Origin of the sequence: Microbacterium sp., assembly GCF_051953575.1 — a bacterium.
In the GTDB taxonomy this organism is placed as follows: domain Bacteria; phylum Actinomycetota; class Actinomycetes; order Actinomycetales; family Microbacteriaceae; genus Microbacterium.
On record NZ_JBQCIP010000267.1, the window covers coordinates 1 to 10,954 of the forward strand.

The 10,954-nt window shown below is 71.7% G+C and carries 7 protein-coding genes; 5 read left to right on the plus strand and 2 right to left on the minus strand.

From position 1 onward, the window contains the following. Nucleotides 1–236: 236 nt before the first annotated feature. On the plus strand, nucleotides 237–734 hold the full coding sequence (locus ACTHNQ_RS16850) for an HNH endonuclease (RefSeq protein ID WP_141893865.1): 498 nt from the start codon (nucleotides 237–239) through the stop codon (nucleotides 732–734). An 18-nt stretch (nucleotides 735–752) separates the two neighbouring features. Here the strand turns inward: ACTHNQ_RS16850 and ACTHNQ_RS16855 are convergent, their stop codons facing one another. Next, nucleotides 753–1,280 carry a MarR family winged helix-turn-helix transcriptional regulator gene (locus ACTHNQ_RS16855; RefSeq protein ID WP_440335109.1) on the minus strand — a complete coding sequence of 176 codons (528 nt, stop codon included), beginning with the start codon at nucleotides 1,278–1,280 and terminating at the stop codon, nucleotides 753–755. A gap of 39 nt (nucleotides 1,281–1,319) precedes the next feature. Here ACTHNQ_RS16855 and ACTHNQ_RS16860 point away from each other — a divergent pair, with 39 nt between their 5' ends. From ACTHNQ_RS16860 to ACTHNQ_RS16875, 4 genes are read left to right on the plus strand one after another with little or no spacing between them, the layout of a single operon-like run. Continuing rightward, a complete protein-coding gene (locus ACTHNQ_RS16860) occupies nucleotides 1,320–2,213 on the plus strand; it encodes a DMT family transporter (protein ID WP_440335110.1) in 894 nt (297 codons plus the stop codon). Nucleotides 2,214–2,263: 50 nt separating this feature from the next. Next, on the plus strand, nucleotides 2,264–3,016 hold the full coding sequence (locus tag ACTHNQ_RS16865) for a hypothetical protein (RefSeq protein WP_440335111.1): 753 nt from the start codon (nucleotides 2,264–2,266) through the stop codon (nucleotides 3,014–3,016). 1 nt (nucleotide 3,017) lies between these two features. Further along, entirely contained in the window at nucleotides 3,018–4,718 is a 1,701-nt protein-coding gene (locus tag ACTHNQ_RS16870) for a Y-family DNA polymerase (protein WP_440335112.1), read from the plus strand. Between the two features lie 12 nt (nucleotides 4,719–4,730). After that, complete coding sequence (locus tag ACTHNQ_RS16875; protein WP_440335113.1) at nucleotides 4,731–8,132, plus strand: error-prone DNA polymerase; 3,402 nt, start codon at nucleotides 4,731–4,733, stop codon at nucleotides 8,130–8,132. A 35-nt stretch (nucleotides 8,133–8,167) separates the two neighbouring features. Here ACTHNQ_RS16875 and ACTHNQ_RS16880 read toward each other — a convergent pair. Continuing rightward, the coding region (locus tag ACTHNQ_RS16880) for a family 78 glycoside hydrolase catalytic domain (RefSeq protein WP_440335114.1) at nucleotides 8,168–10,954 on the minus strand (2,787 nt) is incomplete at its 5' end.

The following is a 10,954-nucleotide window of genomic DNA, read 5'->3' on the forward strand; positions in this document are numbered from 1 at the left end:
CCTGAATCCCGACGCTGAGAGAGCGGAGGGAGCCGATGGGCTGCACACCACGCATCCGAACCATGGATGCGCTCGGACTGCTCGTCCTCCGGCATTGCATGAGTGGATGCCGCGGCACTGCCGTGGCGCGTGGGCGCTGTCTGTGAGACAGCGCCTTTTTTCATGCCCCTGAGCCCTTGATCGTCATGTGATTCGAATCACCGGAAAGCCGTTCCGGCCGTTCGAGAGGATGATCAATGCGCACACTGGTGCTGAATGCAGGTTACGAGCCGCTCGCGGTCGTGTCGTTCAAGAGAGCCCTCGTGCTCGTCATGAACGAGAAGGCGACGGTGATAGAGCACACCGAGATGGATCCGGTGTGGGGGACCAGACGCTCGTATGAACGCCCGGCCGTGATCATCCTGACCCGCTACGTGCGTGTTCCGGGCGGTCGCCATGTGCCGGTGACGCGGCGGGGCGTGCTGCGGCGAGACAACCACCACTGCGCCTACTGCGGGAAGTCGGCGTCGACGATCGACCACGTGCTGCCGCGCTCACGGGGCGGTGCGGATTCGTGGGAGAACCTCGTGGCGTGCTGTCTGCGATGCAACAACGTCAAGGGCGACCGCACGCCGCAGGAGATGGACTGGGAGCTGCGGTTCACACCGCGTCCGCCGCGCGGGGCGCAGTGGACGGTGCGCGGCACCGAGCGCACCGATCCCCGGTGGGAGCCGTATCTGACGCTCGCGGCGTGAGGCGTCGGCGCCGGCGGGTCAGTCGGCGTCGAGGGTGCGCATCCAGCGGGTGAGGATGGGCTCCAGCGCGGCCGTGTCGGCCTCGCCCAGTGCGTCGAGGATCCTGCGCTCGTTGTCGAGGTGGGCGGCGATCGCCCGGTCGATGAGGTCCCGCCCGTCCGGTGTGAGTCGCACGAGGCGCTTGCGTGCATCGGATGCTTCCGTCCGGCGTGCGACCAGGCCTCGTGCTTCGAGGCGGTCGACGCGCTTGGTGAGTCCGCCCGTGGTGACGAGGGTGTGGTCGGCGAGTTCGCCGGCGGGTCGTTCGTACGGCGCTCCTGCACGCCGGAGCGTGGCGAGCACGTCGAACTCGCCTTCACTGAGTCCGAACTCGCGGTAGACGGCGACCAGCCGCTCGGTGAGGGCGAGCGCGATCCGGTGCAGGCGTCCGATCACGCCCTGGGGCGCGGGATCGAGGTCGGGGCGCTCGCGGCGCCATTCGGCCTGGATCTCGGCGACCCTGTCGACCGTGTTCTCGGCGTCGGCGGTGGCGGGTGCTCCGGACATGCGGCCAGTTTACCTTCCCGGTAAGATAAAATGTCTTCCATGGAAGATAAGCGATGGCGATGGATCCTCGTCACGGCGATCGCGCCGATCGCGTGGGGGAGCGGCTACGTCGTCACGCGCCAGCTGCTGCCCGCGGACGCTCCGCTGTGGGGTGGCGTGCTGCGCGCACTGCCCGCAGGGCTCATCGTGCTGCTTCTCGCGCGGAGGCTGCCGAGAGGCTCGTGGTGGTGGCGCTCGCTCGTGCTCGGCACCCTGAATGTCGGCGGGTTCTTCGTGCTCGTCTATGTCGCCGGGCAGCGACTCCCGTCGAGCCTGGCCGCGACGCTGATGTCGACGTCGGCCGCGTGCATGCTGCTGTTCGCCTGGCTGCTGCTGCACCGCAGGCCGCGAGCCGCGGCCGTCGTCGGAGCGGTCGTCGGGCTCGTCGGCGTCGCGGTGATGCTCGGATTCGACGCGGACGGCGCTGATCCGTGGGGCATCGCGGCCTCGCTCGGCGCGATGGTGGCGTCGTCGGTCGGCTTCGTGCTCACGTCCCGGTGGGGTCCGGACGTGCCGGCGCTGCCGATGACGGCATGGCAGCTGATCGGCGGGTCGATCGTGCTGGTGCCGGTCGCGGTGCTCGTCGAGGGCGCGCCGCCGGTGCTCACGGCGCCGTCCGCGATCGGGTTCGCGTACTTGACGCTCGTCGCGACGGCGCTGGCCTATGTGGCGTGGTTCTCGGGGCTGCGGCGGCTCTCGCCGGGCGTGGTGGGGGTGGTCGGACTCCTGAACCCCGTCACGGGCGTCGTGCTGGGCGTCCTTGTCGCGGGGGAGGCGTTCGGGGCGGCGCAGGCGATCGGCGTGGCGCTCGTGCTGGCGGGGGTGGTGATCGGTGCGGCGCCCCCGCGTCGCGCGGTGGAACTCTCGAACATAACTGTCGGAAGCAGCAGGTAAGGTCGCCCCCATCGATTGAGGTGCTAGAACATCTGTTCTAACATTGTGAGATGGGGGCGATCGTGCAGCTCACTGCGACTACCACGCCAGAGGTCGGCACTGTCGCTACGCTGCGCGCCCAGCTCGAACGCGTGCAGGGGCGCCGGCTGGATGCGCCGGTGCTGCCCGTGCTTCCGGCGCTGGCCTCGCTGCTTCCCGGCGGGGGGCTGCGTCCGGGCGCGGCGTATTCGCTGCCACGGTCGACCTCGGTGCTTCTGGCGCTGCTCGCGCAGCCGTCGCAGTCCGGCTCGTGGTGCGGGGTGATCGGCGTGCCGCGTCTCGGCGCCGAGGCCGCCGAGGGGCTGGGCGTCGACCTGGCGCGGCTCGTGCTCATCCCCGATCCGGGAGCCCGGTGGCTCGCGGTCACCTCGACCGTGGCCGAGGTGCTGCCGGTGGTCGCGGTGCGGCCGTCGGGGCGCGCCGCCGACGGTGAGATCGCGCGTCTCGCGGCGCGGCTGCGCGATCGGGGCGCGGTGCTGCTCGTGCAGGGTCCGTGGCCGCAGGCCGAAGCGGTGCTCGAGGTGGGCGAGCCGACGTGGGAGGGTGTGGGCCGCGGCCACGGGTACCTCTCCGGGCGAGAGGTGACGATCACCTCGTCGAGCCGCCGCTGGCCGAGGTCCCGCCGGACGCGCGTGATGCTTCCGGATGCCGCGGGCCACGTGTCTGCCGTGCCGGAGCGGATGCGGTCGCTGCAGCAGGTGGGCGCCGCCGAGTCCCTGCGCTCCGTCGCGGAGGACGCGAGCCTCACCAGGGCGGTGGGGTGACATGGCACCGCTGGCGCCGGTGCGGAGCCTTGTGCTGTGGTTCCCCGACTGGCCGGTCACGGCGATCGCCCGTGAGGCGGGCACCGTGGCGCAGGACGACGCGGGGAGGCGGCATCCTCTCGCCGTCGTCGAACGGAACCTCGTCGTGGCGTGCTCGGCGTCGGCGCGGGCGGAGGGGGTGCGGCGCGGGCAGCGCCGGCGCGACGCCCAGGCGCGCTGCCCGGGTCTCACGATCGTGGCGGCGGACGCGGCGCGCGATCAGCGGGCGTTCGCGCCGGTGGTGGCGCTGATCGAGGAGCGTGCGCCCGGCGTGCAGCTGGTGCGACCGGGGCTGTGCGCGCTGCGCGCGCGGGGGCCGGCGCGGTACTACGGCGGCGAGGTCGAGGCGGCGCGCATGCTGCTCGGGGCTCTGCGCGACCAGGGCCTCGAGGGGGTGCGGGCGGGGATCGCCGACGGCCCGTTCACCGCCGAGCAGGCGGCGCGCGGCGGCACGAGCGCCGATGATCCGGTGTTCGTGGTGCCGGCCGGGGGAGCGGCCGGCTTCCTGGCGCCGCTGCCGGTCGCGGTGCTCGACGCGGCGGCGGGTGGGGCATCCGGCAAGGAGGGGGCGGCTGACCTCGTCGGACTGCTGGCACGGCTGGGGGTGCAGACCCTCGGCGGGTTCGCCGAGATGCACCCCGACCGGGTGCGCGAGCGGTTCGGCGAACGCGGGGCGAGGCTTCATGCGCTGGCGGCCGGGCACGATTCGCGACCCGTCGAGCCGCGCACTCCGCCGCCGGAGCTGCAGCGGGAGGTCGCGTTCGAGCCGCCGCTGGAGATCGCCGACCAGGTCGCGTTCGCGATGCGTGTGACGGCCGACGATTTCGTGGCAGGGCTCGGTGCGGTCGATCTCGTGTGCACCGAGCTGCGCGTCGAGCTCGTCGGCGACCGGGGCGAGCGCAGCGAGCGGGTGTGGCTGCATCCCGGATCGTTCGACGCGCCGGCGATCGTCGACCGCGTACGCTGGCAGCTCGCCGAGGACGTGGGAGCGGTGGATGCCGCCGGCGCCGGCGACACGGCGGTCCGCGGGCTGCGCAGCGGCGTGGCACTGGTGCGGATCTCTCCCGAAGCGGTGGATGCGGCATCCCATCACGCTCCGGCGCTGTTCGGCGGGGGTCCCGAGCAGCGCGTGCACCACGCGCTCTCGCGAGTGCAGGCGATGCTGGGGCATCGCGGTGTGCTCACGCCCGTGATCGGCGGCGGGCGGTGGCTGGCCGAGCGGCAGGTCCTCGTGCCCTGGGGCGACAGGGATGCGCGCGACAAGGACGCACGTGACCGGCGCCCCGGCGCGCGCGGCGCCGCCGGGTCAGGTGTGGGCGGTCTCGCTGCCCAGCGCGCACGGCCGTGGCCCGGGAGCCTGCCCGATCCGCTGCCGACGACGGTGTTCGCGGACCCGGTGCCGGTCGACGTGCGCGCGCTCGGCGGCGAGCTCGTCGACGTGGACGAACGGGGCACCGTGTCGGCAGTGCCGGCGTTCCTCACAGAGAGCGGGCGGCGGCGGGCGATCGAGGCGTGGGCGGGGCCGTGGCCGGTGGTCGAGCGGGGATGGGATGCCGCGCGCTCGCGCCGTGCGCACCGGTTCCAGGTCGTCGACGCCGACGGGGGCGCCTGGCTGCTCGTGTGCGACGGCGACGCCTGGACCGCGGAGGCGACGTATGACTAGGGAGCCGGGCTGATGGGCTTCAACAACCCCGGGGTGCCGTGGTCCGAGATGGAGCGCGTGCTGTCGGGCCGCCGCCGTCCCGGTGGCCCGCCGGTGGGCGCGGACGGCGGCGACAGTCCGGCGTGGTCGCACAAGCGCGGACCGTATGTCGCCCCCGCGATCGAGCGCCCGGCCGACGCGATCCCGTACGCCGAGCTGCACGCGCATTCGTCGTACTCGTTCCTCGACGGCGCGTCGTCGCCGGAAGAGCTGGCAGAAGAGGCCGAGCGCCTGGGGCTGCACGCCCTGGCGGTGACCGACCACGACGGGTTCTACGGCATCGTGCGGTTCGCCGAGGCCGCCGAGGCGCTGCACCTGAAGACCGTGTTCGGCGCCGAGCTGTCGCTCGAGCTGCCGAAGCCGCAGAACGGCGAGGCCGATCCGGTGGGCACCCACCTGCTCGTGCTCGCCCGGGGAGAAGAGGGGTACCACCGGCTGGCCGGGGCGATCACGCACGCCCAGCTGCAGGGCGCCGAGAAGGGGCGGCCGGTCTACGACCTCGACGAGCTGGCCGCGCAGGCCGAGGGGCAGTGGGCCGTGCTCACCGGATGCCGCAAGGGGGCGGTGCGGCGGGCGCTGGCAGAGAGCCTCGATGCGGCGGCGCGCGAACTCGACCGGCTCGTGGCGCTGTTCGGTCGTGACAGCGTGCACGTCGAGCTCATCGACCACGGCAACCCGCTCGACTCGCGCGACAACGACGTGCTGGCGGGGCTCGCGCGGGAGCGGGGGCTGCCGCTGCTCGCGACGAACAACGTGCACTACGCCGTGCCGAAGCGGCAGCTGCTGGCGGCCGCGGTCGCGGCGGTGCGCGCGAGCCGCGGACTCGACGAGCTCGACGGCTGGCTGCCCGCCCACGCCGGCGCGCACCTGCGGTCGGGGGCCGAGATGGCGGAGCGGTTCGTGCGGTTCCCCGATGCGGTCGCCCGCACCGTGACGCTCGCCGACGAGCTGGCGTTCCCGCTGCGCAAGGCGAAGCCGGCGCTGCCGAAGCTGAAGGTGCCCGAGGGGCATACGCCGATGTCGTGGCTGCGGCACCTGGTGTGGGAGGCGGTGCCGCGCAAGTATCCGAACCTGACCGAGGAGAACCGGGCTCGCATCGAGAAGGAGCTCGGCGTCATCGAGATGAAGGACTTCCCCGGCTACTTCCTGATCGTGCACGGCATCGTGCAGTTCGCCCGGAGCCAGGGCATCCTCTGCCAGGGGCGCGGCTCGGCCGCCAACAGCGCCATCTGCTACCTGCTCGACATCACCGCGGTCGACGCGATCGGGTACGACCTGCCGTTCGAGCGGTTCCTGTCGAGCCTGCGCGAGGAGGAGCCCGACATCGACGTCGACTTCGACTCGGACCGCCGCGAAGAGGTCATCCAGTGGGTGTACCGCGAGTACGGGCGCGACCGGGCGGCACAGGTCGCCAATGTCATCCAGTACCGGCCCAAGAACGCCGTCCGCGACATGGCGAAGGCGCTCGGCCATTCGCCGGGTCAGCAGGACGCGTGGTCGAAGCAGATCGAGGGCTGGGGGGCGCTGCTCGAGACCGGCGCCGGCCACGACATCCCCGATCAGGTGCTGGAGTTCGCCGGCGAGCTGCTGAAGGCGCCCCGGCATCTCGGCATCCATTCCGGCGGCATGGTGCTCACCGACCGGCCGGTGGGCGAGGTCGTGCCGATCGAGCACGCCCGCATGGAGAACCGCACCGTGATCCAGTGGGACAAGGACGACGCCGCCTGGATGGGGCTGGTCAAGTTCGACCTCCTGGGGCTGGGGATGCTGGCGGCCCTGCAGTACTGCTTCGACATGATCCGCGCCTCGACGGGCGAGGACTGGGAGCTGTCGACGATCCCCAAGGAAGAGAAGGCGGTCTACGACATGCTGTGCCGCGCCGACTCGATCGGCGTGTTCCAGGTCGAGTCGCGCGCGCAGATGGGGCTGCTCCCGCGCCTGCAGCCGCGACGCTTCTACGACCTCGTCATCGAGATCGCCCTCATCCGCCCCGGTCCGATCCAGGGCGGCGCGGTGCATCCGTTCGTCAAGCGCAAGCTCGGGCAGGAGAAGGTGACCTATCCCCACCCCAAGCTGGTGCCGGTGCTGGAGCGCACGCTCGGCATCCCGGTGTTCCAGGAGCAGCTCATGCAGATGGGCATGGCCGTCGGGGGGCTCACCGGCGAGGATGCCGACCTGCTGCGCCGGGCGATGGGCTCCAAGCGCGGGGTCGAGCGCATCGATTCGCTGAAGAAGAAGCTGTACGCCGGCATGGCGTCGAACGGTCTCGTCGGCGAGGAGGCCGACGCGATCTACGCCAAGATCCAGGCGTTCGCGAACTTCGGATTCGCGGAGTCCCACTCGCTGTCGTTCGCGCTGCTCGTGTACGCGAGCTCGTGGATCAAGCTGCACTACCCGGGCGCGTTCCTCGCCGGGCTGCTGCGCGCGCAGCCGATGGGCTTCTACTCGCCCGCGACCCTCACCGCCGACGCACGGCGCCACGGTGTCGAGGTGCGCCGCCCCGATCTGCACGCCTCGGGTGTCGAGGCGGTGCTCGAGCCGGTGGATGCCGCGCCCGCTGCCCTCGCGCCGACCGGCCTCGATTCCTGCCTGCAGCGGGATCAGCCGCCGGTCGGCACGTTCGACCTGCACGCTCCGGACGAGTCGGCGGCGCACCGTCGCGACGGGGGGTTCGCGGTGCGACTGGGGCTGGCAGGGGTGAAGGGCATCGGCGCGACGGTCGCACAGCGCATCGTCGCCGCACGCGACGCCGCGGGAGAGTTCCGTGATCTGCGCGACCTGGTGCGCCGCACCAGCATCACGGCCGCGCAGGTCGAGGCGCTGGCGACGGCGGGCGCGTTCGAGTGCCTCGGGGTCAGCCGTCGTGAGGCGATCTGGCTGGCAGGGTCGGCGGCGCAGGATCGTCCCGAGTTCCTGCCCGATTCCCTCATCGCGGTGCAGCCCCCGCTGTTCCCCGATCCGACGAGCTACGAGCGTCTGGCGGCGGACCTGTGGGCCACGGGCATCTCGACCGACGACCACCCGCTCACCCACTACCGCTCCGGCCTCGACGCGCGCGGCGTGCTGACCTCGCGCGAGCTGCGCACCGCAGAGACGGGGCGCCGGGTCGAGGTGGCGGGGCTGGTGACGCACCGGCAGCGCCCGGCGACGGCATCCGGGATCACCTTCATCAACCTCGAGGACGAGCACGGCCTCGTCAACATCGTGTGCTCGCTCGGCGTCTGGAACCGCTACCGCCGCGTCGTGCGGGATTCGCCGGCGCTGATCGTGCGGGGTCTGCTGGAGCGCTCGACCGAGGGGGTGACGAACCTCATCGCCGACGCGTTCGAAGACCTGCGCGTGGGCGTGCAGCACCGGGCGAGGGACTTCCGGTGAGCTCGGTGCAGATCCCGGCGGTCGCCGGCGTCGGATCAGTCCACGGGTGCGCTGAGGCCGAAGGTGACCGTCACCTCGCCCGAGCCGACGGGAATGACCCCGGGGCTTCCGCCGCCCGCCGGTCGGCCGTCCACGAGGATGTCGCGCGCGGTCTCGGGCAGATGGATGGCGCTCGTCGCATTGGGCGGCACGGTCACCACCAGTTCGACCTGACCCGCGTCGGTCCTGATCCACCGGGCGGCCAGCGCGCCGTAGGGTGTCTGGACCGCTGCGGAGACGCGGGTGAGCGGGCCGACGACATCCGGCTCGATACGGGACTCGCGATATCCCGGTCCCTCCAGCTGGATGCCCGCGATCCGCCGATAGAGCCAGTCGTCGACGCAGCCGAACGCGTAGTGGTTGAACGACAGGTCGGTCACCGTGCCGTCGGGCGCGATGGCCTCCCACCCCTCCCACATCGTCGTGGCGCCCCGCGCCACCTGGTAGAGCCACGACGGGGCCGTGTCTTGGAACAGGAGGGTGCGTGCCAGGTCGCGATGGCCGTTGTCCCACAGGACGTCCAACAGGAACGGCACCGAGAGGAAGCCGGTGTCGAGGTGATCGCCGGCGTCGTGGATGAGTTCGACGAGCCGGGCGACGACATCCGCCTTGCGGTCGTCGGGTACGAAGCCGAAGGCGAGCGCGACGACATAGGGCCCCTGGAGGCCACCCGGGATGCGCCCGTCCGCGTCGATGTACTCCGCGGCGAACGCCTCGCGCGCGCCCGCCGCCCGCAGGGCGTATCGCGTGGCGTCGTGAGAGTGTCCGAGGATGGTGGCGATCTCGGCCATCAGATCCATCAGATGGGCGTGGTACAGCGAGCCGATCACTTCGCCCGTGCGTCGGGGCGCGGTCATCTGACTCGCCTCCGGCCCCTTCAGGGTGCTGGGGGCGAGCCAGTCGCCGAAGTTCGGCTCGTTGTTCCACAGGAATCGCTGCCGCCCGCGCTGCTCCGGCGAGAGCACAGCACCCGTCAGGCGAGGCGGAAGGCCGGACGACGCGCTGTCGATCTGGTACTGCGCCCAGGCCTGCATCGCGGCGTAGTTCTCCGCCAGCACCCGACGATCGGCGAAGTGCTGGTAGAGCACGAGCGGCGCGATCGCGATGACGTCACCCCAGCCGGCGGATGAGGCGAGCAGCATGATCGGGTCGTCGTAGCTGGGCGCCGGCCCGTCCATCAGGTGATCCAGCTGTGGCGGGCTGGGGGAGATGTTCATGATCCGGCCGTCGGGCAGCTGATCGTCGCGGACGATCCTGAGCCACCGCGACAGAAAGGGACCGACCGCCATGTTCGTGGCCGCCGCGGCGGCGAAGATCTGCAGGTCGCCCGTCCAGCCGTACCGCTCGCGCTGCGGGCAGTCGGTCGGGATGGAGAGGAAGTTGGCCCGCTGGCTCCACAGCACGTTGGCGTGCAGTCTGTTCAGCCGCTCGTCCGACGTCTCGAACCGTCCGATGACGGGAAGGTCCGACGAGGTGACGACGGCGGTGAAGTCGTCGGCCGTGACGGACTCCGGAAACCCGGTGATGCGCACGTAGCGGAATCCGTGGAAGGTGAAGGACGGCTCCCAGCTCTCGCCGTCGGGGTGCCCGCTGAGGACGTAGACGTCGGTCTGATCCTTGTTCGGCCCGACGATGTTCTGGAAGTACTCGCCGTGCTGATCGCGCACTTCGGCGTGCTCCAGCCGGACGATCCGGCCTCGCTCGCCCCGAACCCGGAACCGCACCCGCCCGGCGATCACCTGGCCGAAATCGACGACGGTGTCTCCGGCGGGAGTGTGCAGGATCTGCGTCGCAGGCACCTCGCCCACACGCCGGACCGGTTCGCCCACGAACGGCACGAGAGGCTGGTCGACGTCGACCTCGGCGACCGGCATCCACCTGGAGTCATCGAAGGCGACGGTGCTCCAGCCGTCCCAGGCGATGCGGGCGTCGTAGCGCTCGCCGACCGCGAGGTCGGCATAGCGGATGGGCCCGTCGGTCGAAGACACGGCGGTGCCGTCCGAGACGATCGTCGCCCGCCGGCCGTCGGCGTAGTCCACGTCGAGCTGCCACAGCACCTTCAGCGTGTCGCCGTACCCCCGGCTCGAGCCGAGGATGCCGACGCGGCCGGCGAACCAGCCGTCCGACAGGACGACGCCGAGCACGTTGTCGCCCGCGACGACGTGGTCTGTCACGTCGTAGGTCTGGAACGACAGGTGGATGTCGTAGCTCTCGACCCCCGGCGCGAAGAGCTCGTCCGACACCGGCGCCCCGTTGATCTGCGCCTCGTAGATGCCGTGCGCGGTCGCCGCGAGGCGTGCCCTCACCGGGGTGCCGTCGAGTCGGAATCGCTGACGCACATACGGCGCGGGGAGCAGCCGGTCCTCCGGCGGGCTGTCGATGCGCAGCGTGAAGAGCTCCTCGAAGCTCGCCGCGCCGTCCGCCCGCACCGGGGTCTGCCGGGGCTGGATCCATCGGGCGCGCCAGTCTTCGGCGCGAAGCAGTGCCGTCTCGAACGTCGATCCGGCCCAGGCTGTCGGCTCGTCCGCAGCGTCCACCCAGCACCGTACGCGCCAGCGGTACTCGGTGGCCGAGTCCGCCTCGAAGCCGTCGAAGGCGACGAGCACCGAATCGCGTGACTCGATCCTTCCCGTCCGCATCACCTGCTCCGGCGTCCGGACGCTGCGGATCTCCAGTTCGTACGCGCGCTGGACCACGCCTCTGGTCGACGAGGCGATCTGCCAGGAGAATCGCGGATGCCGCGTCCACAGCCCGAGCGGCCGGTCCAGCTGCTCGACGCGAAG